Source organism: Caulobacter sp. GW821-FHT12F03, from assembly GCF_058806855.1.
On record NZ_JBXAQC010000001.1, the window covers coordinates 73018 to 99523 of the forward strand.

Here is a 26506-nt window from a genome sequence, read left to right on the forward strand (position 1 = left end):
CGGCTCGGCCGTCTGCGCAGCATGGCCCCAGATCCCTTTGTTCTCCTCTCGACCTAGCCCGGCCGAACAAGGATGAGAAGGGTCAGGCCCCGGCCTGCTTCCTGGCGCTGTCCATCAGCCCGGCGAACCGCTCGAACAGGTAGAGACTGTCGGTCGGGCCGGGCGAGGCCTCGGGGTGGTGCTGGACGCTGAACACCGGGCGGTCCGTCAGGGCCAGGCCGGCGTTGGTGCCGTCGAACAGCGACACATGGGTCTCGGTGACCGGGGCCGGCAGGCTGTCGCGGTCGACGGTGAAGCCGTGGTTCATCGAGACGATCTCGACCTTGCCGGTCGTCAGGTCCTTCACCGGGTGGTTGGCCCCGTGGTGGCCCTGCTCCATCTTCACCGTCTTCGCGCCGAGCGCGAGGGCCAGCATCTGGTGGCCGAGGCAGATGCCGAACACCGGCGTGCCGCTGTCGACCAGCTTGCGGATCTCGGGCACGGCGTATTCGCCGGTCGCGGCCGGGTCGCCCGGGCCGTTGGACAGCAGCACGCCGTCCGGCTTGCGGGCCAGGATGTCCTCGGCCGGGGTGTTCGCCGGCACGACGGTGGCGCGGGCCCCGATCGAGCTCAGCGCCCGCAGGATGTTGCGCTTCACGCCGTAGTCCAGGACCACGACCTCGTACTTCGGCGCGTCGGGCTTGGCGTAGCCTTCCGGCCAGTCCCACAGGCCCTCGTCCCAGACGAAGGTCTGGCGGGTGGTGGCGTCCTTGGCCAGGTCGAGGCCTTCGAGGCCGGACCAGGCGCGGGCCTTGGCGACCAGGGCGTCGAGGTCGAACGCCCCGTCCGGGCTGTGGGCGATCACCGCATGCGGCATGCCCTTTTCGCGGATCGTGCGGGTCAGGGCGCGGGTGTCGACCCCGGCCAGGCCGATGACGCCGCGGCGGGTCATCCAGCCGGCCAGGTCGCTGTCGGCGCGCCAGTTGGCCGGGTCGGTCGGGACGTCGCGGAAGATGGCGCCGCGGGCGGCCGTCTCGCTGCCGCCACTGATCTGTTCGAGGTCTTCGACGTTGGTCCCGACATTGCCCATGTGCGGGAAGGTGAAGGCGACGATCTGGGCCATGTAGGAGGGGTCCGTGAGGATCTCCTGGTAGCCGGTCATGGCGGTGTTGAAGCAGACCTCGCCGACCGCGTCGCCGACCGCGCCGACGCCGACGCCCTGCAGGATTGTGCCGTCCGCCAGGGCCAGAACGCCGGTGACGCCGGGGAGAAGGGTCTGCGGCATGGGCGGGGTTCCTGACGGGGGGACAAACGGGCGCGTTCGTAGTGAGTCGGGCCGGTCGGGTCAAACGCAAACGCGCCTGTCCCACGTCACGCTCCGGCCCGCACCATGAAAAATGCTTCACTTGTCCCATGAGTGGGACATGACTATAGACCGCGAACCTGAACCGGAGGCTGCTCGATGTCCCGCCTGATCGCCCTGTTGTGTCTCGTCGCGCTCGCCGCGACCCCCGCCCGGGCCCGGGAAACGCCGCTTCCGGAGGTCCTCGCCGAGGCGATGGACGGCAAGGCTGTGCCGGCCATGGGCATCCTCGTGATCCGGGACGGCAAGGTCGTCGGCCAGGCCGTACGCGGGGTGCGCCGCATCGGCGAGCCGGCGCCGGTCGTGCTGTCCGACCGCTGGAACATCGGCTCCGACGCCAAGGCCCTGACCGCGACCCTGATCGGCCGGCTGGTCGACAAGGGCCGGCTGCGCTGGGACACGCCGCTGGCGACGATGCTGCCCGACCTCGCCGCCGACATGCGGCCGGAATACCGCGACGTGACGCTGCTCGAGCTGCTGTCGCACCGCGCCGGCCTGCCCGAGAACACCGGCGACATGACTTTCTTCAACACCTTCTACAGCGACAGCCGGGCGATGCCGGCGCAGCGGCTGGCCTATGTGAAGCGCGCGCTGACCGAGGCGCCGGTAGGTCCCGCGCGCGGCGAGGCGAGCTACTCCAACACCGGCCTGATCCTCGCCGGCGTCATCGCCGAGCGTGTCACGGGCAAGCCGTTCGAGCAGCTGATGAAGGACGAGGTGTTCACGCCGCTGGGCATGACGTCGGCCAACTACAGCCAGGCCCCCGGCGCCGGCGAGCCGTTCGGCCACGTCGACGGCCGCGTGGCGACCACGGCCGAGGCCAATCCGCAGATCATCACCCCCGCCGGCGGGCTGCGCCTGTCGCTGGCCGACTGGGGCAAATTCGCCGTCGATCAGATGGAAGGCGAGCACGGCCGCGGAAAACTGCTGAAGGCCGAAACCTACCGCCTGCTGCACAGGCCGCAGGGCGAGACCATCTACGCCCTCGGCTGGGGCGTGCCGCCGGTCATCGCCGGCCGCCAGGGTCCGGCCCTGACCCACGCCGGATCGGACGGCAACTGGTTCGCCTTCATCTGCCTGTTCCCGGGCAGCGAGAACGGTGTTCTGGTGGTGGCCAACGCGGCCGAGAGCATGGGCGGCGACGCCGCGGCGAAGGCGGCGTTCAAGGCCGTCATCGCCGGCCTCGCCCCGCCCGCGCCCCAGGAGTGACCCCGATGCTGCAGATGCGCCCCAACTGCGAATGCTGCGACCGAGACCTGGCGGCCAACGCCGGCGACGCGCGCATCTGCTCCTTCGAATGCACCTTCTGCGCCGACTGCGCGGGCGAGCGGTTCGAGGGCCGCTGCCCCAACTGCGGCGGCGACCTGGTCGTCCGCCCGCCGCGCCCGGCGACCCTGCTGGCCAAGTATCCGGCCAGCACCGAGCGGGTGCTGAAGGACCATGGGGCGGGGACGTAGTCTGACGGTCGTACCGAAATCCGCACATGATCGTCCTCCTGAGGAGCCGGCGCAGCCGGCGTCTCGAAGGACGCACGATGATCCTGCGAGGTTCGAGACGCTCGCCTGAGGGCTCGCTCCTCACCATGACGATCAGAGTTGGCTTGCCCCGCCACCGGCGCTAGAGGCCTTGAATGACCATCACCACGGTCGGCCTCGATGCCGACGACACCCTCTGGCACAACGAGACGCTGTTCCGCCTGACGCACAAGCGGTTCACCGATCTGCTCGCGCCCCACTGCGACGAAGCGACCCTCGAGGCGCGGCTGGCCGAGACCGAGAAGCGCAACCTGCGGCTCTACGGCTACGGCGTGAAGGGCTTCACCCTGTCGATGATCGAGACGGCCATGGAGCTGACCGACGGAGCCGTCGAGACGTCGGTGATCCGCGAGATCCTCGCCGCCGGGCGCGAGATGCTGACCGAGCCGGTCGAGCCGCTGCCGGGCGTCGACGCGGCGCTGGCGCAGCTGTCGGAGCGCTACCGGCTGGTGCTGATCACCAAGGGCGACCTGCTGCACCAGGAACAAAAGCTGGCGGCCAGCGGCCTGGGCGACCTGTTCGCCGCCGTCGAGATCGTCAGCGAGAAGGACGCCGACACCTATCGCCGGGTCTTCGCCCGTCACGGCACGGGCCCCGAGCAGGCCGTCATGGCCGGCAACTCCGTGCGGTCCGACGTCATCCCCGCCCTCGACGCCGGCTGCTGGGGGGCCCTGATCCCCTATCCGCTGGTCTGGGCCCACGAGGCCGCCAGCGCGCCGCATGACCATCCCCGCTATGTGGAGCTGGCCTCGATCAGCGACCTGCCGGCCTGGGTGGACCAGCTTTCCTAGGGACAGACACTGACGGTGTCCGTCCCGAATCCATAACCCGCTCATCCCGGCGAAGGCCGGGACCCAGGCTTTTTTCCTGACAACGCCGCGTTGAACGCTAAAACTCCCGGGTCCCGGCCTTCGCCGGGATGAGCGGAGGAAGAAATGCTGCGAGCGTGTCTGGCTCTATGCCTGGGTGCCTTCCTCCTCTCCTGGTCCTCGGCCTCCACCGCCGCCCTGCCGGCGATGCCCTGGGCGCAGAAGGGCCAGCCGTTCGACATCGTGATCCGCAACGGGACCGTCTACGACGGCTCGGGCGGCGCGCCGTTCGTCGGCGATGTGGCCATTCGCGGCGACCGGATCGTCGCCGTCGGGAAGAAGCTCAGGGGTCCGCGCCTGACCGAGATCAACGCCGCGGGCCTGGCCGTCTCGCCCGGCTTCATCAACATGCTGAGCTGGGCCAACGAGAGTCTGATGGCCGACGGCCGCGGCCTGTCGGACCTCAAGCAGGGCGTGACGCTGGAAGTCATGGGCGAGGGCAGCTCGATGGGCCCCTGGTCCGAAAGGATGCGCAAACAGGAGCTGACGCGGCAGGGCGACATCAAATACCCGATCACCTGGTCGACGCTGGACCAGTATCTGAGCCAGCTGGAGAAGATCGGCGTCGCCCAGAACATCGCCTCCTTCGTCGGGGCCGAGACCGTGCGCACCAACATCCTCGGCGAGGAGGACGTCGATCCCGACCCCGCCGAGCTGGCGAAGATGCGGGCCCTGGTGGTCCAGGCGATGGAGGAGGGCGCGCTCGGCGTCGGCTCGTCGCTGATCTACGCGCCGGGCAGCTACGCCGACACCGACGAACTGGTCGGGCTCGCGACCGAGGCCGGCCGCTGCGGCGGCATCTACATCAGCCACATGCGCAGCGAGGGCAACCGGCTGCTGGAGGCGATCGACGAGCTGATCGAGATTTCGCGCCGCTCGGGCGCGCCGGCGGAAATCTATCACCTGAAGGCGGCCGGCCGGCAGAACTGGTCCAAGCTCGACGCGGCCATCGCCCGGATCGAGGCGGCGCGCGCCTCCGGCCTGCGCATCACCGCCGACATGTACACCTACACCGCCGGATCGACGGGTCTCGACGCGGCCATGCCGACCTGGGTCCAGGCCGGCGGGCGCGAGGCCTGGATCAAGCGGCTGAAGGATCCGGCGACCCGCCGGGAGGTCATCGCGGAGATGCGCGTCGACAGCCCGGCGTTCGAGAACCTCTACCGCTTCGCCGGGGCCGAAGGGACGCTGCTGGTCGGCTTCCGCAACCCGAAGCTCAAGCCCCTGACCGGCAAGACCCTGGCCGAGGTGGCGAAGATGCGCGGCGTCAGTCCCGAGGACGCGGCCATCGACCTGGTCATCGAGGACGGCAGCCGGGTGCAGGTGGTCTATTTCCTGATGAGCGAGGACAACGTCCGCAAGCAGACTGCCCTGCCGTGGATGAGCTTCGGCTCGGACGCCTCGGCCCAGGCGCCGGAGGGCGTGTTCCTGCAGTCCAGCACCCATCCGCGCGCCTACGGCAACGTGGCGCGGCTGCTCGGCAAGTACGTGCGCGAGGAGCGGGCCCTGACGCTGCAGGACGCCGTGCGGCGGCTGTCGGCCCTGCCGGCGCACAATCTGGGTCTGCATGACCGCGGCATGCTGAAGGCCGGCAACTTCGCCGACGTGGTGATCTTCAACCCGGCGACCATCGCCGACACGGCCACCTACGAGTCCCCGCGCCAGTTCGCCACCGGCGTGCGCTGGGTGCTGGTCAACGGCGGCGTGGCGCTGAAGGAGGGCGAGCCGACGGCCCTGGCCACCGGCCGCGTGGTGCGCGGCCGCGGCTGGAAGGGCTGGCCCGACGGCGGGTGTCGGGCGAGCGCGAAGGACTGGAGCTGGTAGCTCCCCTTACGTTCCTCCCCGCTTGCGGGGAGGGGGACCATGCGGAGCATGGTGGAGGGGTGGCGCCGGCGCCTTGCCATCCGCTCTGAAGACCACCCCCGGCCAAGCACGGCGTTCGGAATGTGGCCTCTGACGACGGCGCTGCCCCTCAGTCAGGCTCCGCCTGACAGCTCCCCGCGAGCGGGGAGCATCGCTTCAGCGAGTCCCCCGCACCCGCCTCATCAGCAGCACCATCCCGTACAGCGGCACGGTCGCGGCGAAGGCCCACAGGCTGGGGGCCAGCATCGACGGGTCCGAGGCGGCGACCACCCAGACCGAGAAGGCCGCGCCGGCGATCGCCAGGGCGCGGGCGGCCAGCCGCCGTCCGGGGGCCTCGATCCGGCCGGCGAAGGTTACGAGGGCCAGGGCGCACAGGGCGTACATCGCCATCGACAGATTGACCGCGATGTTGATCAGCACCGCGAACTGCCTGCCGAGCGTCGGCGACATGCTGGACGCGATCACCGCCGACATCAGCAGGCCGGTCAGGATCAGGTCGCGGACAGGCGCGCGGGCCGGGTCAGGACTGGACAGGGCCCTGGGCAGGAATCCTGCCGCCGCGCCGCTGCGGGTGGCCTCGGCGGTCACCAGGATCCAGCCGCCGAGCGTGCCGGCCGCCTTGAGCATGGCGCAGACGGCGATGATGGCGGCGGCGGTCGGGCCAGCCAGGGTGGCGATGGCGTCGGCGAACGGCGCCGTCGAGCGGGCCAGCGTCGCCGCGGGGATGGCGCCCATCAGGGCCACGGACGCGGCCATGTAGACGGCCGCCGCTAGGCCGACGCCGCCGAGCGCGGCCACCGGGATGTTCCGCTCCGGGTTCCGGACCACGGCGGCGGCCATGCTGGCGCTTTCCAGCCCGAGGAAGGCCCAGAAGATCGGGGCCAGCGAGGCGCCCACGGTCTGCGGCAGGGGCTTGCCGGTCACGTTCCAGCCCGCCGCGAAGGTGTCGGCGTCGAAGGCCAGCAGACCGAGCACGGTCGCCACCACGATCGGCGCCAGGCCGATCAGCAGCGTCATCCCGCCCAGGCGTGTGACGGTCTTCGCGCCGATGATGTTGGCCAGGGTCATCAGCCAGATGAAGCCGATCGTCGCCCAGACGCCGGCGAGGGGCTCCTTCAGCGCCGGGATGAAGAACGACAGGTAGCCGGTGATCGCCAGGGCGATGGCCGGAACGCCGGCCCAATTGGCCAGCCAGTAGAGCAGCCAGTTGGCGAAGCCGAAGAAGGGGTGCAGGCCCTGGGCGGGGTAGTCGACCAGTCCGTCGGGCGTCGGCCTGAGGATCGCCAGCAGGGCGAAGACGCCCGCCAGCAGCGCCGCCCCCGCCGAGCCGATGATCCAGCCGATGATCGTCGAGGAGCCGATCGCCGCGAGCGTCGCGGGCAGCAGGAACACCCCCGAGCCGATCATGTTGCCGGCCACCAGCACGGTGGCGAGCAGGGGGCCGATGCGGCGGGCGGCCGAGGCTGTCTCTGTCATGGGCCGAAGTGGTCCCGAGTTCGCCCGGCGCGTCAACGACCCTTGTTCGCCGGCGCGCGCTTGACGGCGACCGGCGAGCGGCGGTCAAAGTCGCCCGGCAACGGCCGCCGGGAGAGACCGCCATGAGCTTCGATACGCCCCTGACCCTCGTGGGTCCCCTGCGCGCGCCGCGTCAGATGCTGCAGGATCAGGAATACGGCGGTCACAGCTCGATCCACGACGACGCCATGGCCGAGAAGCTCGGCTTCCGCGCCGGGCCGATCGAGGGGCCGACCCACTTCAGCCTGTTCCCGCCGCTGCTGGCGAAGATCTGGGGCAATGCCTGGTTCGAGCGCGGCTGCCTGTCGGCCCACTACCAGAACATGGTCGTCGAGGGTGAAGAGGTGCGGGCCATCGTCGAGATCCCGCCCGAGGGCGCGACCCGCACCCTGGTCCGGGCGGAGAAGGCCGACGGCACGCCGGTGCTGGAAGCCTCCGCCAGCCTCGGTCCCGACCATGGCCAGACCCTGCTCGAGGCGCGCATGGCCGCGCTGCGTCCGACCGGCAAGCTGCTGATCCTCGAGGACCTGCGCGTCGGCATGACCGGCGCGGTCGACGAGCTGGTCAGGATGGACCCCGACCAGCACATGGGCGCCCTCTATCCCTTCTCGCTGAACGAGAAGCTGGCCCGGATCACCGAAAACTCGCCGTGGTACAGCGACGGCGCGACCTCGCCCTGGGGCCGGGCGATCATCCCGCTGGAGATGGTCAGCGTGCTGGCGGAATACTCCAGCCACAGCGCGAAGTTCCCGGTGAAGGGGCCGGCCGTCGGCCTGTTCGCCGACCAGGAAATCCGCATGATCGACGGGCCGCTGTTCGTCGGCGAGACCTATCTGATCCGGCGCGAGATCGCCGCCCTGGCCGACAGCCGCCGCACAGAGTCCTACTGGGTCCGCAGCCGCATCTTCGACGCCTCGGGCCAGAAGCAGGTGGCCGAGATGCTGCTCAACCACGCCACGCTGAAGGACAGCTACGCCGGCTACAGCGAGACCGCGCCGGTCTGAGACCGGTCTGCATTTTTCCGGCCGCGCATGTCACGGCGTGAGCGGCTCCGTCGTCTGGTCAACAGAAACGGAGCCTGCCCATGTCCCGATGGATCGCCGCCCTGCTCGCCCTGCTGCTGGGCGCCAACAGCGTCTTCCAGCTGATCGCGCCGCTGGCCTGGTACGACGCCGTGCCGGGCGTGGCCCTGACCGGCGCCTATAACCCCCACTTCGTGCGCGACATCGCCATGGCCTATCTGGTCGTGGTGACGGGCCTGGCCTGGTTTGCCTGGCGGCCGCGCGAAGGCTGGCCGGCGCTGGTCTGCGCGGCGGCGTTCCTGATCCTGCACGCGGCGATCCACGTCGGCGACGGCGTCTGCGGGTCCAGCGCGCTGAAGGACTTCCTGCGCGATTTTCCCGGCGTCTTCCTGCCGGCCCTGCTGGTCGGGGCCATGGCCTGGACGGCGCGACCCGCCCGACAAGGAGCCTGACCATGCTGAAAGCCATCCTGCGCCGCCGACTGCGCGCGTTCGAAAAGCAGTGGGGCTATGACGCGGCCTACATGCGCGACCTGCTCGACGCCTCGCCCTGGACCTTCATCCGCTTCGGCTTCGTCACGGCGCTCGGCCGGACGAAGGGCGCGCCGGGCGAGGCCATGGCGGCGGCCGGCATCGTCGGCACGCTGTCGGAGGACTGCGGCCCCTGCACCCAGATCAGCGTCGACATGGCCGCGGCCCAGGGCGTGAAGCCGGACGTGATCCGCGCCATCCTGGTCGGCGACCGGCTGGCCATGGGGGAGACGGCCGCCCTTGGCTACAGCTTCGCCCGCGCCGTGCTCGACCGCGACCTCGAGGGCGCAGACGCGGCCCGCGAGGAGATCACGCGGCGCTGGGGCAAGAGGGCGGTGGTCGCGCTCAGCCTGACGCTGACGACCGCGCGCATGTACCCCAATCTGAAGTATGGTCTCGGCCACGGGCGGTCCTGCACCAAGGTCATCGTGGCCGGGGTCTCATCGCCCTTCTCGTTCGCGGAACCCGTCGCCGTATGACCGACGCCGTCGCCCTGTTCGAAGCCGAGCGCCCCCGCCTCCAGCGGCTGGCCTACCGCATGCTCGGCGAGGTGACCGAGGCGCAGGACGTTGTGCAGGACGCCTGGCTGCGGTGGGACCGGGCGGGAGCCTCGGCGGACAACCCGCAGGCCTGGCTGGTGCAGATCGTCACCCGCCTGTGCCTCGACCGGTTGAAGTCGGCGCGGGCCCGCCGCGAGACCTATGTCGGCCCCTGGCTGCCCGAGCCGCTGGTCGAGGGCGTCGCCGACGATCCGCTGGAGCGGGCCGAGGACGTGTCCGTGGCCTTCCTGCTGGCGCTGGAGCGGCTGTCGCCGCTGGAGCGGGCGGTGTTCCTGCTGCGCGACGTGTTCGACCAGGACTATGCCGCCATCGCCGCGACGCTGGGCAAGGGCGAGGCCGCCGTGCGCCAGCTGGCCAGCCGGGCGCGGACCCATGTGCGCGACGCCCGGCCGCGCTTCGCGGTGCCGGCCGACCAGGCGACCCGGCTGGCGGCGGCGTTCCTCAAGGCCTCGGCCGACAACGACACCGCCGCCCTGTTCAGCCTGCTGGCCGAGGACGCGGTGCTGATCTCCGACGGCGGCGGCAAGCGGCCGGCGGCGCTTAGGCCGATGATCGGTCGCGAGGACGTGCTGCGGCTGCTGCAGGGCCTGGCCAGCCGGGGGACCTTCCCGCATCGCGGGCCGATGCGGCCGGTGCGGATCAACGGCCTGCCGGGCATGATCCTCTACAACGCGGACGGGCCCAGCGTGATCGCCTTCGAGCCGGACGAGACCGGCGAGCGGATCGCCGCCATCTACGTCATGCGCAACCCCGACAAGCTGGCCCACCTGCCGGTCTGATCAGCCGTCGATCCAGCGGCGGTAGTGGGGCGTGGTCCAGCGGGCGACGGCGTCGAGAATGGCCGGGCTCGCCGCGCGGCGCTTGTCGGCGACATCGGAGACGAAGGCCTGCTCCGGCGCCTTGGCGTCACGGCCGGCGGCGGCCCGCATCAGCGTCTGCTCGTCGGGCGTGAAGGGCCCGCCCGGCGCCGCGGTCAACGCCGCCTCCGGCAGGTCGGCGTAGTCCAGGCCGGTCAGCTGGTCGCGGTGTTCGCGGGTGGTCCGGAACAGGGCGCCGAGGATGGCGGCGGCGTGCTCTTCGCGGGACAGCGCGTCCCGCGCCGAGTCGGCGAGTCCCAGCTGCCCGGCCGTCACCGTTCCGCGGATCAGCGTCATGCTCGGCTGGCGCATCAACGAGACCAGCACCTCGACCGGATCGCGGTGGAGGAACAGCATCGGCGTCCGCGGAAACGCCCGTCGCAACAGCGGCAGGTGAAACAGGTGCCAGCAGTCCAGCTTGACGTAGAGCCGCGCGGGCGGGTCTGCCTGCGAGGCGCGCCAGGCGCCCATCAGCCCCCGCAGCAGGGCGATCCGCTGGTCGTCGTCCGCCAGCCCCGGCCAGCGCAGGATCTGGTCCAGCACCGGGGCCTCGCTGATCGCCAGGGCGTCCGGCAGGGCCGCCAGCATGCGCGACACGAGCGTCGAACCGCAGCGCGAGACGTGGAAGATCAGCGCCGTCGGCTCGGCCGGCTCCGCCGCCAGGGCGTCCAGCGGCGTCGTGGCCTCCGCCCCGCCGTCGCGGCGGAAGCGACGCAGGGTGTCCTCGTGGAACGACTCGCCGAACCGCCCGCCGTCGCCGGCGCGCCAGGTCACCAGCGGACCGCTCCCGTCGAAGCCCAGCGCGGTCGGTACGGCGTATTTCACGGTCATCCCCAGCCCCGTCGCGTCCAAGCCTAGCGCCACGGGCCGGGTTCCGCGATATGCTGTCGCCATGCGTTTCGACGACCGCTTCCTTGAAGAGATCAAGTCGCGCCTCCGCCTGTCGGACGTGATCGGCAAGACCGTGAAGCTGAAGCGTCAGGGGCGCGAGTACGTCGGCCTGTCGCCGTTCACCAAGGAGCGGTCGCCCAGCTTCTTCGTCAACGACGACAAGGGCTTCTTCCACGACTTCTCCAGCGGCAAGCACGGCGACCTGATCGCCTTCCTGCAGGAGACCGAGCGGCTCAGCTTCGTCGAGGCGGTCGAACGGCTCGCGGGGGAGGCGGGACTGCAGATGCCGGCGCCCGATCCACGCGCGGCCGAGCAGGACAGGCAGCGCCAGGGCCTGACCGAATGGCTGGAACTGGCGACCGTCTGGTTCGAGGGCGAGCTGCGCCGGCCGGCGGGCAAGGCCGCCCGCGAGACCCTGATCCGCCGCGGCCTGCCGGAACAGGAATGGGGCCGCTTCCGGCTGGGCTTCGCCCCGTCCGGCCGCACGGCGCTGAAGGACTATCTGATCGCCAAGGGCGCCCGGCCGGCCGAACTCGTCGAGGCGGGCCTGCTGATCGCGCCCGAGGACGGCGGCGCGCCCTATGACCGGTTCCGCGACCGGATCATCTTCCCGATCGCCGACCAGCGCGGGCGTATCGTCTCGTTCGGCGGCCGGGCGATGGATCCCGAGGCGCGCGCGAAATACCTCAACGGCCCGGAGACCGCCGTCTTCTCCAAGGGCCGGCTGCTCTACGGCCTGCCCGAGGCGCGCAAGATCCTGCACGCCGGCCCGCCCTCGGCCGACGGCGCCGACGCGGCCCTGGTGGTGGTCGAGGGCTACATGGACGTCATCGCCTGCCAGCGCGCCGGGATCGCGGCCATGGCGCCGATGGGCACGGCCCTGACCGAGGAGCAGATGGAGGTGCTGTGGCGCCTGCATCCCGAGCCGACCCTCTGTTTCGACGGCGACGGGGCGGGCCGCCGCGCCGCCAGCCGGGCCATCGACCGGGCCCTGCCGCTGCTCAAGCCGGGCAAGAGTTTCAAGTTCGCCATCGTCACCGGCGGCAAGGACCCCGACGACGTGCTGCGCGAACAGGGGCCGGCCGCCCTGCGTGCCCAGCTGGCCCAGACCACGCCGTTCGCCGAGGCCCTGTTCACCCGCGAACGCGACCAGGAGCCGCTCGACACGCCCGAACGCAAGGCCGGCCTCAAGGCGCGGCTGCGCGAGCGGGCCAACGCCATCGCCGACAAGGACCTGGCCCAGGCCTATCGCGACGACCTGCTGGCCCGGTTCGACCTGCTGTTCCAGAAGCCGCAGCAGGGGGCGCGGGCGCCGTTCGTCCCGAACCGGCCGTGGAAGCCGGGCGGCAAGCCGGGCATGGTTTTCGAGTCCGCCTTCCCGACGCCGGAGGGCAAGGCGGCCGCCAAACGGCTGTCCACCGCGCTCGATCCGCTGGCCGCGGCCCTGGCCAGGGCGGTGCTCGAAGACCCCCACCGACTCGACGATCATCTGGAGACCTTCGAGAAGGCCGGCTTCGGCGATCCGGCCCTTTCGGCGCTGGCCGCTGAAATCATTCGTCTTCGTCTGGAGGCTGACCACCTTGACTCCGGGGCCCTCAACCGCCATCTGCGGGATCGTGGATTTGCCGGGCTGCTGACTGACATCGACCGGGCCGCTGCTCAAGCAGGCGCGCCCTTCCTGAAACAGGATGTCACCCTCGCCACCGCCAGGTCCCAGTGGACGTACGCTTTTGAGGTTCTGAACCGATTGGCTGCGCTCGAGGCTGCTATTGCGTCCGCCAAGGGGAACCTTGGGGGTCGATCTGACATGGCGGCGCTGGAGCGGTTGAAAGCCGAGCGGGACTCCCTGAAGCGATCCGTGCGCTCGGGATCTTTGTGGACGGACGGTGAACCTATCCCCTGAGACGCGTCGCCGCGTCCCACGCCTGTTTCACTTGGCGTCCCGCCCAGACCGGGGGCGGCCCGCCGGAGATCGCCATGAGCACGACCGCCACCGAGCAGACCGACGCCCCCGAGGCCCCCGAGAAGGACGGCCCGCTCCTCGACCTCACCGATGCCGGGGTCAAGAAGTTCATCAAGCAGGCCAAGGCCCGCGGCTACGTCACGATGGACGAGCTGAACAAGGTGCTGCCGAGCGAGGAAGTCACCTCCGAGGCCATTGAAGACACCCTGGCCATGCTGTCGGAGATGGGCGTCAACGTCGTCGAGGCGGAAGAGGACGCGGCCGACGGCGAAGGCGGCGAGGTCGCCAACCGCGAAGAGACGGCCATCGTCACCGAGGCCGAGACCAAGTCGACCTACGACCGCACCGACGACCCCGTGCGCATGTACCTGCGCGAGATGGGCAGCGTCGAACTGCTGTCGCGCGAGGGCGAAATCGCGATCGCCAAGCGCATCGAGGCCGGCCGCGACACGATGATCCGCGGCCTGTGCGAAAGCGCCCTGACGTTCGAAGCCATCATGGTCTGGCGCGAGGAGCTCGGCACCGGCCGGATCCTGCTGCGCGAGGTCATCGACCTGGAAGGCACCTACGGCGTGATGTTCCCGGCCGCGCCGGTGATCGTGCCGACCGAGGACATCGAGCCCGCCGCGCCCAAGGAAGTCGCCGAGGGCGAGGAGAAGCCCGAGGGCGAGGACGACGACGACGATTTCGATGACGGCGCCGGTCCGACCGTCAGCGCCATGGAAGGCGAGCTGCGCGAAAGCGTCATGGAAACGCTCGACGCCATCGCCTCGGAGTTCGACGCCTTCCGCCGCCTGCAGGAAAAGCTGGTCGAACGCCGGCTCAAGGGCGGCGACCTGAAGGACGAGGACCGCAAGGCCTACGAGGCCGCCTCCAGCGCCATCGTCACCCGCCTGAAGACCCTCAAGCTGAACAACAACCGCATCGAGGCCCTGGTCGACCAGCTCTATGCGATCAACCGTCGCCTGATCGCGCTGGAAGGCCGCCTGCTGCGCCTTGCCGACAGCTACGGCATCAGCCGCGCCGAGTTCCTCAAGGCCTATTTCGGCTCCGAGCTCGATCCAAACTGGTCGGAGAAGGTCAAGTCCCTGGGCGTGCGCTGGACCAAGTTCAGCGAGAACGACGACAGCTCGATCCGCGACATCCGCCAGGAAGTCGCCGCCCTGGCCACCGAGACCGGCGTGCCGATCGACGACTACCGCCGCATCGTCCAGACCGTCCAGAAGGGCGAGCGCGAGGCCCGTCAGGCCAAGAAGGAAATGGTCGAGGCCAACCTGCGCCTCGTGATCTCTATCGCCAAGAAGTACACCAACCGCGGCCTGCAGTTCCTCGACCTGATCCAGGAAGGCAACATCGGCCTGATGAAGGCGGTGGACAAGTTCGAGTACCGCCGCGGCTACAAGTTCTCGACCTACGCCACCTGGTGGATCCGCCAGGCGATCACCCGCTCGATCGCCGACCAGGCGCGGACCATCCGCATCCCGGTGCACATGATCGAGACGATCAACAAGATCGTCCGCACCAGCCGCCAGATGCTGCACGAGATCGGCCGCGAGCCGACCCCGGAAGAGCTGGCCGAGAAGCTGGCCATGCCGCTGGAAAAGGTCCGCAAGGTCCTGAAGATCGCCAAGGAGCCGATCTCGCTCGAAACGCCGATCGGCGACGAGGAAGACAGCCACCTGGGCGACTTCATCGAGGACAAGAACGCCATCCTGCCGATCGACGCGGCGATCCAGTCGAACCTGCGCGAGACCACCACCCGCGTTCTGGCGTCGCTGACGCCGCGCGAGGAGCGCGTCCTGCGCATGCGCTTCGGCATCGGCATGAACACCGACCACACCCTGGAAGAGGTCGGCCAGCAGTTCAGCGTCACCCGCGAACGCATCCGCCAGATCGAGGCCAAGGCCCTGCGCAAGCTCAAGCACCCGAGCCGGTCGCGGAAGCTGCGGAGCTTCCTCGACAGCTAGGGGTGAGTAACACCCTCCCCTTCATGGGGAGGGTGGACGGCCGAAGGCCGGACGGGTGGGGGAGATTGCCGCCACCCGGAAGCATCCGGCACGTTATCCAATGGCCCCACCCTGGCCGCTTCGCGGCCTGTCCCTCCCCATGAGGGGGAGGGAGGGCGCCCCTACACCCCGCGCATCACCACGCCGGCCGTCAGGATGCCGAAGGCCAGCACCAGGGTGTCGACGACATGGGCGCTGACGAAGGGGATGCCGACATTGCCGTAGTGGGCGACGGCCGCGACGATGGCCAGCACCAGCGAGACCACAAACAGCGGGGTCGAGGGCGCGGTCAGCGCGAGGGATCTGGAACGGTTGGCCATGGGAGTGTTTCCGGAACGACGCGGGTCGCGCCTGATCGACAGCAACGCCCGCGACCGACCGCTGTTCCGTCGGCCGTCCAAACGCTAAAGAGACTGCTTCAGTTTTCGCTTGCCTGCGGCCGGGCGACGGAATACTGAAGCATATGCTTCAGCATCAGCAACGCTCCGCCCCGCCGCTCGACGCCGTGTTCCAGGCGCTCGCCGATCCCGCGCGTCGCGGCATGCTGGAGCGGCTGACCGTCGGCCCCGCCTCCGTCAGCCAGCTGGCCGAACCGCTGCCGATGTCGCTGGCCGCCGTCGGGCAGCATATCGCGGTGCTGGAAGCGGCGGGCCTGGTGACGACGCGGAAGATCGGGCGGGTGCGCACCTGCACCCTCGACACCACCGTGCTGACCCAGGCCGAAAAGTGGATCAACGCCCGCCGCGTCGCTGTCGAGGCGTCGCTCGACCGGCTGGGCGAATATCTGGCCGCGACCAAACCCGCCGACGAAGCCTGAAGGACCCACCATGCCCTCCGCCCTGACCCATGCCACCTTCTGCGTCGAGCGCGTCTACGACGCCGCGCCGGCCCGCGTGTTCCACGCCTTCACCGATCCGGCCGCGCGGATGCGCTGGTTTTTCCGGGTCCACGACTGGACGCTGCATGAACACAGCGGCGGCGAACTGGGCGTCGGCAAGACGGAGTCGAGCCGTTTCTCGCCGCCGGGCGCCGATGTGGTGATCACCAACGACAGCATCTATCTCGACGTGGCGCCCAACGAGCGGGTGATCTTCGCCTACGCCATGACCCTGGGCGGGGCGCCGCTCTCATCGTCGCTGTCGACCGTCGAGTTCCGGCCCGAGGGCAAGGGCACGCGTCTGCTGTTCACCGAGCAGGGGGTCTATCTCGACGGCAACGTGGACGGCCGGATCGAGGGCACCGAGGGACTGATGGAACGGCTGGGCGAGGAGATCGCGCGGGGGTGAGCGCCGACGCGGGGCCACGGCGCGCTGTCGTCGGGGACTGGCCAAGCTGTCCCTTGGGACTGCTTGTCCTGTCCCCTTCGGCCCCCCTCTCCCGGGTGGGAGGGGAAGATCGTCAGGCCAGCATGTCCAGCAGCCGGCCGGTCATCTGGTCGGCGGTGCGGATGACGGCGAGGTTGGCGCCGACCGCGGTGCTGGCCTCGATGCGCTCGACGGTTTCCTTGACCAGGTCGTCGAGCGGCGCGGCGGCCGTGCGGCGCGCGCTGGCGTCGAAGCGGGCGGCGGCATCGTTCAGGCCGGCGGCGGCGATGGGCAGGGCCTGCATGGACCTTCGTCTCCCGTGGTGCCCCGCCGTCTTCGCATGGCGCGCTTAACGGCCCGTCTGGAAGCAGGGTAAACGGCCCGCTTGCCAGAGCCGCGCCACTGCCGCACCTTCCCGGCCATGAGCCAGATCGACCCCGTGACCGGACGTTACGCCTCGTTCGAGGCGTTCTATCCCTTCTACATCCACGAGCATTCCAACCGGACCTGCCGGCGGATCCATGTGGTGGGCACGGGCCTGGTCATCGCGGCCTTCGTCACGGCGATCCTGACCGGAAACCCCTGGTGGTTCGCGGCCATGCCGCTGGTCGGCTACGGCTTCGCCTGGGTCGGCCATTTCGTGTTCGAGAAGAACACCCCCGCGACGTTCAAATATCCGCTCTGGAGCCTGATGGGCGATTTCCGCCTGTTCTTCGAGACGGTCACCGGCAAGCGGCGCTGGTAGCGCCCTCCATTCACAGGACATTTTCATGAGCACCGACCTCTTCTCCCTCAAGGGCCGCACGGCCCTGATCACCGGCGGCTCGCGCGGGATCGGCAAGATGATCGCCGCCGGCTTCATCGCCGCCGGCGCGCGGGTCTACATCTCCTCGCGCAAGGCCGCCGCCTGCGAGGCCACGGCCGCCGAGCTGTCGGCGAACGGCGGGGTCTGCATCGCCCTGCCGCAGGACGTCTCGACGGTCGAGGGCTGCAACCTGCTGGCCCAGGCCTACGGCAAGTACGAGACCAGCCTTGACATCCTGGTCAACAACGCCGGCGCCGCCTGGCTCGCTGAGTTCGACAGCTTCCCCGAGGCCGGCTGGGACAAGGTGATGAACCTGAACCTCAAGTCGCCCTTCTTCCTGACCCAGGCCCTGGCCCCGGCGCTGCGGGCGTCCGCGTCCCACGAGCGGCCGGCCAAGGTGATCAACATCGCCTCGATCGACGGCATCCGGCCCAATCCGCAGGAGACCTACAGCTACCAGGCCAGCAAGTCGGGGCTGATCCACCTGACGCGCCGGATGGCCGGCCGGCTGATCGAGGACAACATCGTCGTTACGGCCATCGCGCCGGGGGCCTTCGCCTCGGAGATGAACATCACCGCCCGCGACCAGTCGGAAGCCGTGGCCGCCCGCATCCCGTCCCGCCGGATCGGCACGGACGAGGACATGCAGGGCGCGGCCATCTACCTGGCCTCGCGGGCCGGCGACTATTGCGTCGGGATCACCCTGGCGGTCGACGGCGGCGTCTCCTACGCCGTCGCGTCCATGTAGGAGGCGGCCATGTTCAACAGCGCCCTCGTTCGCACGCGGCTCGGCCAGTACGGCGCGGCCTGGCTGATCAGTTTCGTCGTGGCGCTGCTGGCGATCCTCGCGGGGGCCGAGCTGGCGCACATGCGGCTGGTTGAGGTCGCCGACCTGGTCCTGCCGGTGCTGTTCGCCGGCCTGACCCTGGCGGTGCTGGCCGTGCTGGTCCTGACCCTGACGGCGGGGCGCGAGACGGTGGCCACGCGGCTGGTGATCTTCGTGCTGGCGCTGCTGCTTTTTCTGCCGCTGCTGTGGGGGCCGGTGCTCGGCGCCATCGCGGCGGCTTGGATCGGCCATGTCTCGATCGAATACTCCGAGGTCTATGCGCAGTTCCGCATCCAGATCAGCCAGGCGCTGTTCAGGCTCGCGAGCCTGATGTTCGCCAATCCGCTGATCGACACGGTGTGGGCGGTGTTCCAGGCCGTGGCGACGGTCGTGGGCTTCCTGTCGTCCTTCTTCCAGGTCTGGCCCCGCGTGCTGCGGCTGCTCGGCGCGCGCGAGGTGGAGGCCTGACGACAACCGAAAGGCCGGTCATTCGTTAGGCAGGAAGAGAAGGAGGATCAGCCCATGCGTCGCTTCATTTTCGCCGCCGCCGTGCTCACCGCCGGCATCCTGTCCGCCGCGGCCGGCCCGCCCGGAGCCAGCGGCTTCAGCCCGACCACCCGGGCCATCTGCGTCGATGTCGGCGGCCAGGCCCGGGCGGCGGTGTGCCGGACCACGGCCAGCCGCCTCGACGGTCGCGACGACATCTGCCAGTGCCCGGTCGGTCGCATCGTCCAGGCGCCGGTCTGCGGCCCGGGTGAGCGGCCCAACGCCGAGTCCCGCGCCTTTGATCGCGCGCGACGGGAGGCGTCGCAGGACGGCTCGCTGGTCGGCGACCTGTTCCGCGGCCGGCCGATGTGCGTCGCGCCGCGCAACCGCTAGGTCGTGCGCTCCCTCCCCGGTTGGGGGAGGAAGCGCATCCGGCTCAGTAGCCCCAGGTGGTGTAGCCGAGCTGCAGCGTCTTCGGGTAACCGGGCGCAAGGCCGTTGACCCGGAACTGGCTGATGCGGCCGGCGCTGGTTTTCATGCAGACGTAGCTGCCGACCGGCACGGCCAGCAGCGGCACGCGGGCGGTGCTGAAGCTTTCGGCGGCGCAGCCGGCGTAGCCGCGGTTGCTGCGGTCGCCGACGGCCATCTTCGCGCCGTTGCGCGGGGTCAGGAACATCTGGGCCGGGGTGGCCGCCTGGAACCACAGATCCGCGCCGCCTCCGCTGGTGACCGCACCGTTGTCGAAGTCGACCAGATAGGTCTGCGGCAGCTCGACCGGCCCGGTCGAGAACGTCGGCGGGATCGGCGGCGGGGGCGGCGGGCCCATCGGATGACAGCTGAAGCCGCCCGGACGGGCGCTGCAGACCATGCCCGGAGGGGCGTTGCGCTGGATGCTGCCGGCCGGGCCGTACTGGCACTGCAGGGCCGGCGCGCCGCCGATGTTGACCACCGCGGTGTTGGTCAGGGAATTGACGATCGGCGTGTTCCACCAGCCGCCCGGCAGCGGCGTGGTGATTTCCCGGCGCACCTGCGACGCCGGACAGTTGATCTCCGCGGCGCCGGCCACGGCCGGCGCGGCGAGCACGAGGAGGGCGGCGCCCGCCCCGGCGATACCATACGAAAGCTTGTCCATCATGACCTCCCAACGAGGGACCATCCCTCATAAGGACAGATAACGCCGGTCTTTCTGAACCCGCATTGACCTGTGTTGGTCAGCCGCCGTTCACCCACGGCGCGCATCGCGTTGACGTCGGGGCGGGGGCCTGCGAGCGTCCGCTCGGGAAAAACAAAAGAAGGGGGAAGCCCAGATGCTCGCCTCACTGCTGCTGCGTATCGGGGCGTTCACCCCCATCGTCTATTACGGCGTGCTGATCGCCGCGAGCCTGGCCTGGCCCGGGTTCAACCACATGACCTCACAGATCAGCGACCTGGGCACGGCGGCCTCGCCGCAGCATCAGATCTTCAACTACGGCCTGATCGCCACCGGGGCTCTGGCCGTTCTCGGCGGACTCGGCGCCCTGCTCGGCATGCGCCGTCTCGGCTCGGGGCTGATCCTGCCGGCGCTGGCCTTCATCGCCATCGCGATCGGCGGCGCGGCCCTGGTCATGGCCGGCCTGCACCCGATGCCGGACCCGCTGCACAACGCGCACAACCTCGGCCTGGCGGTGCTCGCCGCGCCGCTGCTGGTGTTCCTTGGCCTCTCGGACCGCAGCGACATGTCGGGCGTGAAGACCATCCTGATCCTCAGCTTCATCGCCGGCATCGCCCTGCTGGGCGTGTCGCTGAACTGGGGCGGCTTCAACGTCATGACGCCGGCCAACGCCGGCCTGGTCCAGCGGGGCCAGACCCTGGCGGTCTTCCCGTGGATGGGCCTGGCCTTCCTGGGCATCGCCCAGCGGCTGGCCGCGCGCGAACGCAAGAAGCGCGAAGGCTACTGACCAACGCGCCTGGGAGGCTACTTCCAGGCGTAGTTGAAACTGACGGAGATGCGGTCGCTTTTCGCGCCGTTGGCCGGCACCTCGTGCCGCAGCCAGCTCTCCCACATCAGGACGGTTCCTGGCGCCGGGGTGACGTAGACGAAGGTCTGCAGGTCCTCCGGCGCTTCCTTCGTGCGGCCGGGCGCGGCCATCATCATCGGCAGGCGCGGGTCCTCGAGCTTGAGGGCCGAGGCCCCCGGCGGCGTGGCGACATAGTAGGTGCCGCTGATCACGCTGTGCGGATGGATGTGGCTGGTGTGGGTCCCGCCCGGTTTGAGGATGTTGACCCACAGGCTGTCCATCACCAGCCGCCGGCCCTTGAGGTCGAACGCCACGTCGGCGGCGAAGGCGGCCGCCTGCTTGTCCAGCTTGCGCTTGAGATCGCCGAAGGCGGTGACCCGCGTCGCCAGGTCGTCCAGCGAGGCGTACGAGGTATAGCCGGGGTAGGCGTTGGCCTTGCACCAGGCGCGGCCGGCCCCGTCCTCGGCCGCCAGCATGCGGCAGGCGTCTTCCAGGTCGGCGTTCAGGGCGGCGTGGCCCCTGTCGCCGGCGAGGCTGACTTCATGCAGGCGGGTGGCGAAGAGGGTGCGGCTGGTCATGGGCTGCCGTTAGGCCGGGGGTGGCGTGCTGTCAAAGGACGTCGTGCGTCCTTCGACACGGCCCTTCGGGCCTGCTCAGGATGACGTGGATTTGTGTACGTCATGGTGAGCAGCGCCGAAGGCGCGTGTCGAACCACGCAATCAGCTCACCGCCTTGCGCGTGGCCGCATAGGGATCGCTGACCACGCGACTCTCCAGGTTGAACATCATCACCTGGCGTTTGGCGGCGTCGTAGGCCGGCCAGTAGGGCAGGAGCGGGGTGTTCGGATTGCCCGTGCGGGCGAAGCCGATCCAGGCGGCGCTCATCTGTTTGGCCAGCACCTGCGGCGCGGGACCCTCGCCGACCAGCACGCGGGCCTTGTCGACATTGTCGAAGACCAGCGGGATTTCCAGCGTGTGCGGGCTGCGGAATGGGCCGACCGGCGTCTGCCATTCCAGCAGGTACATGTAGGCCTTGGCGCCGCCCTGGGCGGCCTTGCGCTCGGCGACCTGCAGCGAGCCGGCGAACATCCGGCCATAGGTCGTCAGATGGCACGCCAGGTAGGTCGGCGAGTCGTTGGGAAAGTCCTTGCGCAGCGCCGCCAGGATCGTCGGCGCCTTCGGGCCGTAGATCGCCGCCGCCATCGACTCCAGTCCCGCGTCGTCCAGCCGCCCGAACCAGGGGGACGAAGCCATGAACAGGGTCATCTCGTCCTTGTTGATGCCGATCATCACCGGCACGTCGTGCGCCGTCGGCGGGGCCGCCGGGTCCCAGGGATTGATCGGCAGGATGTCGCCGTCGGCCACCGGCGAGAAGCCGCTGCGGTCGAAGCCGGCGCCCGGCTGCTTCGCCTCGGCCGCTGCGGCGGCGGCCACCAGCCGGTCCGCCGGCACGGCGCGCAGCGCGGCGACGTCGCCCGCGTCGAGCCCGAGCTCGGCATAGAGCGCCGTCGTCAGGGCCGCCGCGCGATCCTTGGGCACGGCCTTCACGCCGGGACCGCTCTCGATGATCGCCCGGTGGAACAGACCCTGGGCCTTCTTCATGGCCAGCAGGTAGCTGACCTTCGCCCCGCCGCCGGACTCGCCGAAGATGGTCACGTTGCAGGGGTCGCCACCGAACAGATAGATGTTGTCGCGCACCCATTCGAGCGCGGCGACGATGTCGAGCATGCCGGCGTTCCCCGAGCCGTGGACGCCGTCGAGGTCCGCATAGCCGAACACATTGAGGCGGTGGTTGAGGGTCACCAAGACCACGTCCTGGGTCGCGAGATTCGTCCCGTCGTAGATCGGCCAGGCGCCCGATCCGTAGGCGAAGCCGCCGCCGTGCAGCCAGACCATCACCGGCCGGCCGGTCTCCGGCTGCTTCGCCGTGGTCCAGATGTTGAGGTAGAGGCAGTCCTCGCTCTGCACCGCGACTTCGGCCGCCGTCGGGAAGATGGTCTGCAGCGCCTTGCCGAGGTCCGAGGTCGGGCGAACCGACGACGGCGAGGGGTTCTGGATCGCCGGCGGGCCGAACGTCGTCCAGTTCTGACGCCCGGTCGGCGTGGGCAGCCGCTGGGGCGGCGCGAAGCGCAGCGGCCCGACCGGCGGCCTGGCGTAGGGCACGCCCTTGTAGGCCGTGACGCCCTTGCCGCAGTCGACCCCCTTGAAGCCGGCCGTCAGCGAGGCGTTGGCCACCTGGGCGAGCGCGGGCTCGGCCAGGGCCGCCGCCGACAGCCCGAGTCCGAGCAGGCCCCGTCTGGAGATGTCGATCGTCTCGCGCATGGCCTGGCTCCGGTTGTCTCGAAACATCGGTATCCCAAGCGGCCCGGTCCGTCGAGATTCTTGCCCTCTTCGGGCGCGGCAGGCCTTTCGCTCACAGGGTGAACGGCGATAACGTCAGGCCAACCAGTTCAAGGGGAGAGACGTCGATGAAGGCAGCCGTGCTGCGCGAAGTGGGCAAGCCGCTTCAGATCGAAAACGTGACGATCAACAAGCCGGGCCCGCACGAGGTGCTGATCCGCACCAAGGCCGCCGGCGTCTGTCACTCCGACCTGCATTTCGTCGAAGGGTCCTATCCCCACCCGCTCCCCGCCGTGCTGGGCCACGAGAGCGCCGGCATCGTCGAGGCGGTCGGCAGCGAAGTGCGCACGGTCAAGCCGGGCGACCACGTCATCACCTGCCTGTCGGCCTTCTGCGGGCACTGCAATCACTGCGTGACCGGCCACATGGCCCGCTGCGTCAGCGGCGACGTGCGCCGCGCCAAGGATGACGAGCCGCGCCTCGGCAACGGCCTGAACCAGTTCCTGAACCTGTCGTCCTTCGCCGAGCAGATGCTGATCCACGAGCACGCCTGCGTCGCGATCCGCAAGGACATGCCCTTCGACCGGGCCGCGCTGATCGGCTGCTCGGTGACGACCGGCGTCGGCGCGGTGGTGCAGACCTCCAGCGTACGCGCGGGCGAGACCGTCGCGGTCATCGGCTGCGGCGGCGTGGGCCTGGCGGCGGTCAACGGCGCGGCCATCGCCGGCGCCGGCCGCATCATCGCCATCGACATGCATCCGTCCAAGCTCGCCCTGGCCAAGGCCTTCGGCGCCACGGACCTGATCGACGCCAGCCAGGAAGATCCGGTCAAGGCCGTGATCGAGCTGACCAAGGGCGGCGTGCAGCACAGCTTCGAGGCCATCGGCCTGAAGAAGACCACCGAGCAGGCCTTCAAGATGCTGGCCCGCGGCGGCACGGCCAACGTCATCGGCATGATCCCGGTCGGCACGATGATCGAACTGCACGGCGCCGACTTCCTCGGCGAGAAGCGCATCCAGGGCTCGCTGATGGGCTCCAACCGCTTCCCGGTCGACATGCCCCGCCTGGTCGACTTCTACATGTCGGGCAAGCTGAAGCTGGACGAGATGATCGGTCAGCGGATCAAGCTGGAAGACGTCAACCAGGCGTTCGAAGAGCTCAAGCGGGGCGAACTGGCCCGCTCGGTCATCGTCTTCGACTAGGACGGCGCGTAGTTGATCCGCTTCAGGGCGTTCGCCAGCCGGTTCACGCTGGCGAACGTCTCGCGGTAGGCGGCGACCATTTCCGGGGTCTCGAAGGCGTGTTCGGCGATCAGCACGCCGCGCCGTCCGTCCCGCACGCAAAGCCCTTCGCCGACCAGCAGGTTCACGTACCGACGGGTGGTTTCGTAAGGCACGCCGATCGAATGGGCGATCGCCATCACGCTGACCGGACGGCGTTCGCCCCCGCCGGTGACAGGCGCCGATTCACTGTTGGCCACCGCGATGGCGGTGAAGATGATGCCGCGCAGCAGGTCGCCGCCGTGCGCGCGCGCGACGATTTCGACGCCCCGCACGAAGAACTCCCCCGCCAGCCGCGCGGCGATGGCGACGTCATCGACCGAGGCGACGCCGGCCCTGTCCAGCTCGGCCGTCGCCGCCGCTGTCTCGCCCGGAACAAATGTGGATTGCACTGTCCCCATTTTGGGTAATTATTTCCTCATCTCGGTCGCTCGGGATTCTATCCTCGGCAACGGGCAGGTCGAGGGGGACGCTTGAGGCGATGGCGCCTGGGCCGCGGGGGCATCCGGCGTCGACCGGACGCCACGCCGGCGCGGGCTTCCGGCAAGCAGATTTTCCCCGAGCTGCACTGGCGAGACGACCGTCATGGTCGAAAACATGGAGCAACCGGGGCTGAAGGCAAGCGATCGTGCGTCGTCTGGCCTGGATGCCCAGAGATAGGGCGATCCCGCGCGACGGGGCGCCATCCGGAGTCGGCGGCCGCCTGCCCCCCCCCGATAGGGCCGCCTACGGGCGCCTCCTGGTCTCCTCCGAGGCCGGGAGGCGTTTGCCGGCCTAGGTCGCGAACTCGACTCCGCCCTCGCGCAGGTCGGCGACCAGGCGGCGCAGGTTCTCGAAGTTGCGGCGCAGGGCCATCGACATCTGGTCCCGGGCGATGACCGCCGCCGGAACGATGATTCCCGTCTCCGTGCGCACGCAGTAGCCCCCGGCGATGAGGGCGTTCACATGGCGTCGCGTCGTTTCGTAGGGAATGTCCAGCTCAAGGGCCAGGGCGTGGACGCTGATCGGGCGGCGCAGTTCATCCGGCACATTGTCGGACGCCTCGGAGTAGGACTGGCCGATGACGTCGCCAGGGCGGATGTGGCGGACGTTGGCGTCGACGATCGCCGTGAAGATGACCCCGCGCAGGATGTCGCCCCCGACCACCCGCGACATCAGGTCGACGGAGTGCAGCATGAAGCTGGTGGCGGCGCGAAGGGCCAGGCGGTCGCGGCGCTTGTCTGTCCGGGTTGGCATGTACGTTCCTCGCTTGTCTTCGGTGACCGTCGGGTAACCGCGATAACGAGTTCTGAAGCCAAGCCCTTGATATGCAAAGGGCGTTCCTACCCGATTTGGGGTAATTCGACCGCGACCAACGGTCGCGCAGTGTTATTCGGCGGCCTGCAGGTCCGCCGCGGCCTCGGCGTCGATCTGCGCGGCCCGGGCCTCGACCAGCTCCACAATGTGGTCGACCATCCGGTCGTTGTCCATTTTGTGGTCCGGTTTGCCGGCCATGTAGATCATGCCCGAGCCCTTGCCGCCGCCGGTGAAGCCGAGGTCGGTCATCAGCGCCTCGCCGGGGCCGTTGACCACGCAGCCGATGATCGACAGCGACAGCGGCGTTGAGATGTGCGCCAGCCGCGCCTCCAGCGCCTCGACCGTCTTGATCACGTTGAAGCCCTGACGCGCGCAGGACGGGCAGGCGATGATGTTCACGCCGCGATGGCGCAGGCCGAGGGATTTCAGCAGATCGAAGCCGACCTTGATCTCCTCGACCGGATCGGCGGCCAGGCTGACCCGGATGGTGTCGCCGATGCCGGCCCACAGCAGGTTGCCCATGCCGATGGCCGACTTGACCGTGCCGGTGCGCAGGGCGCCGGCCTCGGTGATGCCCAGGTGCAGCGGGCAGTCGATGGCGTCGGCCAGCTGCTGGTAGGCGGCCACGGTCATGAAGATGTCCGAGGCCTTCACGCTGATCTTGAACTCGTGGAAATCGTGATCCTGCAGGATGCGGGCGTGGCTGAGCGCGCTCTCGACCATCGCGTCGGGGCAGGGCTCGCCGTACTTCTCCAGCAGGTCGCGCTCGAGCGAGCCGGCGTTGACGCCGATGCGCATCGAGCAGCCGTGGTCGCGCGCGGCCTGGATCACGTCACGGACCCGGTCGGGGCTGCCGATGTTGCCCGGATTGATGCGCAGGCAGGCCGCGCCCGCCTTGGCCGCCTCGATGCCGCGTTTGTAGTGGAAGTGGATGTCGGCGACGATCGGGACCTTCGACGCCTTGACGATCGTCGACAGGGCCGCGGTGGACTCCACGTCGGGGCAGGACACGCGGACGATGTCGGCGCCGGCCTCCTCGAGCTGGCGGACCTGGTCGATGGTCGCCGCCGCATCCGCGGTCAGCGTATTGGTCATCGACTGGACGGTGATCGGCGCATCGCCGCCCACCGGCACGGACCCGACATGGATCTGGCGGGACTTGCGACGCTCGATGTGGCGCCAGGGGCGGACGTGCGTGTGATCGTCGTGGCTCATGAGAC

Annotated in this window: 29 protein-coding genes; 18 read left to right on the top strand and 11 right to left on the bottom strand. The window is 69.7% G+C overall.

The annotated features are described in order from the left end of the window. Window positions 1-82: 82 nt before the first annotated feature. The gene (gene carA, locus AC1RN0_RS00330) at window positions 83-1264 is read right to left on the bottom strand and encodes a glutamine-hydrolyzing carbamoyl-phosphate synthase small subunit (protein WP_492785430.1); all 1182 of its coding nucleotides are present in this window, start codon (window positions 1262-1264) and stop codon (window positions 83-85) included. Between the two features lie 177 nt (window positions 1265-1441). Between carA and AC1RN0_RS00335 the strand changes: the two genes are divergently transcribed. From AC1RN0_RS00335 to AC1RN0_RS00350, 4 genes are all read left to right on the top strand, one after another. After that, entirely contained in the window at window positions 1442-2551 is a 1110-nt protein-coding gene (locus tag AC1RN0_RS00335) for a serine hydrolase domain-containing protein (RefSeq protein WP_492785431.1), read from the top strand. A gap of 5 nt (window positions 2552-2556) precedes the next feature. Beyond that, on the top strand, window positions 2557-2799 hold the full coding sequence (locus AC1RN0_RS00340; protein WP_492785432.1) for a DUF1272 domain-containing protein: 243 nt from the start codon (window positions 2557-2559) through the stop codon (window positions 2797-2799). Window positions 2800-2972: 173 nt separating this feature from the next. Then, window positions 2973-3668, top strand: coding sequence for an HAD family hydrolase (locus AC1RN0_RS00345; RefSeq protein ID WP_492785433.1), 696 nt, complete (start codon window positions 2973-2975; stop codon window positions 3666-3668). Window positions 3669-3812: 144 nt separating this feature from the next. Continuing rightward, entirely contained in the window at window positions 3813-5570 is a 1758-nt protein-coding gene (locus tag AC1RN0_RS00350; RefSeq protein ID WP_492785434.1) for an N-acyl-D-amino-acid deacylase family protein, read from the top strand. 195 nt (window positions 5571-5765) lie between these two features. On the opposite strand, the gene AC1RN0_RS00355 is transcribed toward AC1RN0_RS00350, so the two are convergent. Continuing rightward, the gene (locus AC1RN0_RS00355; RefSeq protein ID WP_492785435.1) at window positions 5766-7085 is read right to left on the bottom strand and encodes an amino acid permease; all 1320 of its coding nucleotides are present in this window, start codon (window positions 7083-7085) and stop codon (window positions 5766-5768) included. 122 nt (window positions 7086-7207) lie between these two features. On the opposite strand from AC1RN0_RS00355, the gene AC1RN0_RS00360 reads away from it, so the two are divergent. The 4 genes from AC1RN0_RS00360 (at window position 7208) to AC1RN0_RS00375 (ending at window position 10015) form a co-directional block, all read left to right on the top strand. After that, complete coding sequence (locus tag AC1RN0_RS00360; RefSeq protein ID WP_492785436.1) at window positions 7208-8128, top strand: hypothetical protein; 921 nt, start codon at window positions 7208-7210, stop codon at window positions 8126-8128. An 80-nt stretch (window positions 8129-8208) separates the two neighbouring features. Further along, window positions 8209-8598, top strand: a complete 390-nt coding sequence (locus tag AC1RN0_RS00365) for a hypothetical protein (protein WP_492785437.1) — start codon at window positions 8209-8211, stop codon at window positions 8596-8598. A 2-nt stretch (window positions 8599-8600) separates the two neighbouring features. Beyond that, on the top strand, window positions 8601-9155 hold the full coding sequence (locus tag AC1RN0_RS00370) for a hypothetical protein (protein WP_492785438.1): 555 nt from the start codon (window positions 8601-8603) through the stop codon (window positions 9153-9155). Further along, a complete protein-coding gene (locus AC1RN0_RS00375; RefSeq protein WP_492785439.1) occupies window positions 9152-10015 on the top strand; it encodes a sigma-70 family RNA polymerase sigma factor in 864 nt (287 codons plus the stop codon). The genes AC1RN0_RS00370 and AC1RN0_RS00375 overlap by 4 nt, the downstream gene beginning before the upstream one ends. Here AC1RN0_RS00375 and AC1RN0_RS00380 read toward each other — a convergent pair whose 3' ends face one another. Beyond that, window positions 10016-10918, bottom strand: a complete 903-nt coding sequence (locus tag AC1RN0_RS00380; RefSeq protein WP_492785440.1) for a sulfotransferase — start codon at window positions 10916-10918, stop codon at window positions 10016-10018. 67 nt (window positions 10919-10985) lie between these two features. Between AC1RN0_RS00380 and dnaG the strand changes: the two genes are divergently transcribed. After that, window positions 10986-12887 (top strand): DNA primase, encoded by a 1902-nt coding sequence (gene dnaG / locus AC1RN0_RS00385; protein WP_492785441.1) that lies wholly within the window; start codon window positions 10986-10988, stop codon window positions 12885-12887. Window positions 12888-12961: 74 nt separating this feature from the next. After that, complete coding sequence (rpoD, locus tag AC1RN0_RS00390; RefSeq protein WP_492785442.1) at window positions 12962-14914, top strand: RNA polymerase sigma factor RpoD; 1953 nt, start codon at window positions 12962-12964, stop codon at window positions 14912-14914. Between the two features lie 161 nt (window positions 14915-15075). Here the strand turns inward: rpoD and AC1RN0_RS00395 are convergent, their stop codons facing one another. Continuing rightward, window positions 15076-15273 (bottom strand): hypothetical protein, encoded by a 198-nt coding sequence (locus AC1RN0_RS00395; protein WP_492785443.1) that lies wholly within the window; start codon window positions 15271-15273, stop codon window positions 15076-15078. A 143-nt stretch (window positions 15274-15416) separates the two neighbouring features. On the opposite strand from AC1RN0_RS00395, the gene AC1RN0_RS00400 reads away from it, so the two are divergent. After that, window positions 15417-15770 (top strand): ArsR/SmtB family transcription factor, encoded by a 354-nt coding sequence (locus tag AC1RN0_RS00400; RefSeq protein ID WP_492785444.1) that lies wholly within the window; start codon window positions 15417-15419, stop codon window positions 15768-15770. Window positions 15771-15780: 10 nt separating this feature from the next. Beyond that, window positions 15781-16239, top strand: coding sequence for an SRPBCC family protein (locus tag AC1RN0_RS00405; RefSeq protein ID WP_492785445.1), 459 nt, complete (start codon window positions 15781-15783; stop codon window positions 16237-16239). Between the two features lie 112 nt (window positions 16240-16351). Here AC1RN0_RS00405 and AC1RN0_RS00410 read toward each other — a convergent pair whose 3' ends face one another. Further along, window positions 16352-16561, bottom strand: a complete 210-nt coding sequence (locus tag AC1RN0_RS00410) for a flagellar hook protein FlgE (RefSeq protein WP_492785446.1) — start codon at window positions 16559-16561, stop codon at window positions 16352-16354. A 117-nt stretch (window positions 16562-16678) separates the two neighbouring features. On the opposite strand from AC1RN0_RS00410, the gene AC1RN0_RS00415 reads away from it, so the two are divergent. From AC1RN0_RS00415 to AC1RN0_RS00430, 4 genes are read left to right on the top strand one after another with little or no spacing between them, the layout of a single operon-like run. Further along, complete coding sequence (locus AC1RN0_RS00415; protein WP_492786405.1) at window positions 16679-17002, top strand: Mpo1-like protein; 324 nt, start codon at window positions 16679-16681, stop codon at window positions 17000-17002. A gap of 25 nt (window positions 17003-17027) precedes the next feature. Then, window positions 17028-17810 carry an SDR family NAD(P)-dependent oxidoreductase gene (locus AC1RN0_RS00420; RefSeq protein WP_492785447.1) on the top strand — a complete coding sequence of 261 codons (783 nt, stop codon included), beginning with the start codon at window positions 17028-17030 and terminating at the stop codon, window positions 17808-17810. 9 nt (window positions 17811-17819) lie between these two features. Then, window positions 17820-18356, top strand: a complete 537-nt coding sequence (locus AC1RN0_RS00425; protein WP_492785448.1) for a hypothetical protein — start codon at window positions 17820-17822, stop codon at window positions 18354-18356. Window positions 18357-18410: 54 nt separating this feature from the next. Beyond that, window positions 18411-18767, top strand: a complete 357-nt coding sequence (locus AC1RN0_RS00430; protein ID WP_492785449.1) for a hypothetical protein — start codon at window positions 18411-18413, stop codon at window positions 18765-18767. 43 nt (window positions 18768-18810) lie between these two features. Here AC1RN0_RS00430 and AC1RN0_RS00435 read toward each other — a convergent pair whose 3' ends face one another. Then, window positions 18811-19506 carry a hypothetical protein gene (locus AC1RN0_RS00435; protein WP_492785450.1) on the bottom strand — a complete coding sequence of 232 codons (696 nt, stop codon included), beginning with the start codon at window positions 19504-19506 and terminating at the stop codon, window positions 18811-18813. A gap of 175 nt (window positions 19507-19681) precedes the next feature. Here AC1RN0_RS00435 and AC1RN0_RS00440 point away from each other — a divergent pair, with 175 nt between their 5' ends. After that, entirely contained in the window at window positions 19682-20311 is a 630-nt protein-coding gene (locus AC1RN0_RS00440) for a DUF998 domain-containing protein (protein WP_492785451.1), read from the top strand. Between the two features lie 17 nt (window positions 20312-20328). Here the strand turns inward: AC1RN0_RS00440 and AC1RN0_RS00445 are convergent, their stop codons facing one another. Together AC1RN0_RS00445 and AC1RN0_RS00450 are read right to left on the bottom strand one after the other, a co-directional pair. Further along, window positions 20329-20949 carry a TIGR02466 family protein gene (locus tag AC1RN0_RS00445; protein WP_492785452.1) on the bottom strand — a complete coding sequence of 207 codons (621 nt, stop codon included), beginning with the start codon at window positions 20947-20949 and terminating at the stop codon, window positions 20329-20331. 141 nt (window positions 20950-21090) lie between these two features. Further along, on the bottom strand, window positions 21091-22692 hold the full coding sequence (locus AC1RN0_RS00450) for a carboxylesterase/lipase family protein (protein WP_492785453.1): 1602 nt from the start codon (window positions 22690-22692) through the stop codon (window positions 21091-21093). Between the two features lie 146 nt (window positions 22693-22838). On the opposite strand from AC1RN0_RS00450, the gene AC1RN0_RS00455 reads away from it, so the two are divergent. Beyond that, the gene (locus AC1RN0_RS00455; RefSeq protein WP_492785454.1) at window positions 22839-23912 is read left to right on the top strand and encodes a Zn-dependent alcohol dehydrogenase; all 1074 of its coding nucleotides are present in this window, start codon (window positions 22839-22841) and stop codon (window positions 23910-23912) included. Here the strand turns inward: AC1RN0_RS00455 and AC1RN0_RS00460 are convergent. The 3 genes from AC1RN0_RS00460 to ispG all read right to left on the bottom strand — a co-directional run bounded on the left by AC1RN0_RS00460 (window position 23909) and on the right by ispG (window position 26501). Further along, window positions 23909-24382, bottom strand: a complete 474-nt coding sequence (locus tag AC1RN0_RS00460) for a hypothetical protein (protein ID WP_492785455.1) — start codon at window positions 24380-24382, stop codon at window positions 23909-23911. The genes AC1RN0_RS00455 and AC1RN0_RS00460 overlap by 4 nt on opposite strands. Before the next feature lie 382 nt (window positions 24383-24764). After that, the gene (locus tag AC1RN0_RS00465; RefSeq protein WP_492785456.1) at window positions 24765-25226 is read right to left on the bottom strand and encodes a hypothetical protein; all 462 of its coding nucleotides are present in this window, start codon (window positions 25224-25226) and stop codon (window positions 24765-24767) included. A gap of 132 nt (window positions 25227-25358) precedes the next feature. After that, window positions 25359-26501 carry a flavodoxin-dependent (E)-4-hydroxy-3-methylbut-2-enyl-diphosphate synthase gene (gene ispG / locus AC1RN0_RS00470; RefSeq protein WP_492785457.1) on the bottom strand — a complete coding sequence of 381 codons (1143 nt, stop codon included), beginning with the start codon at window positions 26499-26501 and terminating at the stop codon, window positions 25359-25361. Between the last annotated feature and the right edge of the window lie 5 nt (window positions 26502-26506).

Excerpts from the sequence above, each read along its gene's own strand:
- AC1RN0_RS00410 (WP_492785446.1), bottom strand. The coding sequence starts at position 16,561 with ATGCAGGCCCTGCCCATCGCCGCCGCCGGCCTGAACGATGCCGCCGCC.
- rpoD (WP_492785442.1), top strand. The coding sequence starts at position 12,962 with ATGAGCACGACCGCCACCGAGCAGACCGACGCCCCCGAGGCCCCCGAG.
- AC1RN0_RS00355 (WP_492785435.1), bottom strand. The coding sequence starts at position 7,085 with ATGACAGAGACAGCCTCGGCCGCCCGCCGCATCGGCCCCCTGCTCGCC.
- AC1RN0_RS00445 (WP_492785452.1), bottom strand. The coding sequence starts at position 20,949 with ATGACCAGCCGCACCCTCTTCGCCACCCGCCTGCATGAAGTCAGCCTC.
- AC1RN0_RS00455 (WP_492785454.1), top strand. The coding sequence starts at position 22,839 with ATGAAGGCAGCCGTGCTGCGCGAAGTGGGCAAGCCGCTTCAGATCGAA.
- AC1RN0_RS00415 (WP_492786405.1), top strand. The coding sequence starts at position 16,679 with ATGAGCCAGATCGACCCCGTGACCGGACGTTACGCCTCGTTCGAGGCG.
- AC1RN0_RS00430 (WP_492785449.1), top strand. The coding sequence starts at position 18,411 with ATGCGTCGCTTCATTTTCGCCGCCGCCGTGCTCACCGCCGGCATCCTG.
- AC1RN0_RS00425 (WP_492785448.1), top strand. The coding sequence starts at position 17,820 with ATGTTCAACAGCGCCCTCGTTCGCACGCGGCTCGGCCAGTACGGCGCG.
- AC1RN0_RS00375 (WP_492785439.1), top strand. The coding sequence starts at position 9,152 with ATGACCGACGCCGTCGCCCTGTTCGAAGCCGAGCGCCCCCGCCTCCAG.
- AC1RN0_RS00465 (WP_492785456.1), bottom strand. The coding sequence starts at position 25,226 with ATGCCAACCCGGACAGACAAGCGCCGCGACCGCCTGGCCCTTCGCGCC.
- AC1RN0_RS00335 (WP_492785431.1), top strand. The coding sequence starts at position 1,442 with ATGTCCCGCCTGATCGCCCTGTTGTGTCTCGTCGCGCTCGCCGCGACC.
- AC1RN0_RS00440 (WP_492785451.1), top strand. The coding sequence starts at position 19,682 with ATGCTCGCCTCACTGCTGCTGCGTATCGGGGCGTTCACCCCCATCGTC.
- AC1RN0_RS00435 (WP_492785450.1), bottom strand. The coding sequence starts at position 19,506 with ATGGACAAGCTTTCGTATGGTATCGCCGGGGCGGGCGCCGCCCTCCTC.
- AC1RN0_RS00370 (WP_492785438.1), top strand. The coding sequence starts at position 8,601 with ATGCTGAAAGCCATCCTGCGCCGCCGACTGCGCGCGTTCGAAAAGCAG.
- AC1RN0_RS00405 (WP_492785445.1), top strand. The coding sequence starts at position 15,781 with ATGCCCTCCGCCCTGACCCATGCCACCTTCTGCGTCGAGCGCGTCTAC.
- carA (WP_492785430.1), bottom strand. The coding sequence starts at position 1,264 with ATGCCGCAGACCCTTCTCCCCGGCGTCACCGGCGTTCTGGCCCTGGCG.
- AC1RN0_RS00420 (WP_492785447.1), top strand. The coding sequence starts at position 17,028 with ATGAGCACCGACCTCTTCTCCCTCAAGGGCCGCACGGCCCTGATCACC.
- AC1RN0_RS00450 (WP_492785453.1), bottom strand. The coding sequence starts at position 22,692 with ATGCGCGAGACGATCGACATCTCCAGACGGGGCCTGCTCGGACTCGGG.
- AC1RN0_RS00360 (WP_492785436.1), top strand. The coding sequence starts at position 7,208 with ATGAGCTTCGATACGCCCCTGACCCTCGTGGGTCCCCTGCGCGCGCCG.
- AC1RN0_RS00345 (WP_492785433.1), top strand. The coding sequence starts at position 2,973 with ATGACCATCACCACGGTCGGCCTCGATGCCGACGACACCCTCTGGCAC.
- ispG (WP_492785457.1), bottom strand. The coding sequence starts at position 26,501 with ATGAGCCACGACGATCACACGCACGTCCGCCCCTGGCGCCACATCGAG.
- AC1RN0_RS00395 (WP_492785443.1), bottom strand. The coding sequence starts at position 15,273 with ATGGCCAACCGTTCCAGATCCCTCGCGCTGACCGCGCCCTCGACCCCG.
- AC1RN0_RS00350 (WP_492785434.1), top strand. The coding sequence starts at position 3,813 with ATGCTGCGAGCGTGTCTGGCTCTATGCCTGGGTGCCTTCCTCCTCTCC.
- AC1RN0_RS00400 (WP_492785444.1), top strand. The coding sequence starts at position 15,417 with ATGCTTCAGCATCAGCAACGCTCCGCCCCGCCGCTCGACGCCGTGTTC.
- AC1RN0_RS00365 (WP_492785437.1), top strand. The coding sequence starts at position 8,209 with ATGTCCCGATGGATCGCCGCCCTGCTCGCCCTGCTGCTGGGCGCCAAC.
- dnaG (WP_492785441.1), top strand. The coding sequence starts at position 10,986 with ATGCGTTTCGACGACCGCTTCCTTGAAGAGATCAAGTCGCGCCTCCGC.
- AC1RN0_RS00340 (WP_492785432.1), top strand. The coding sequence starts at position 2,557 with ATGCTGCAGATGCGCCCCAACTGCGAATGCTGCGACCGAGACCTGGCG.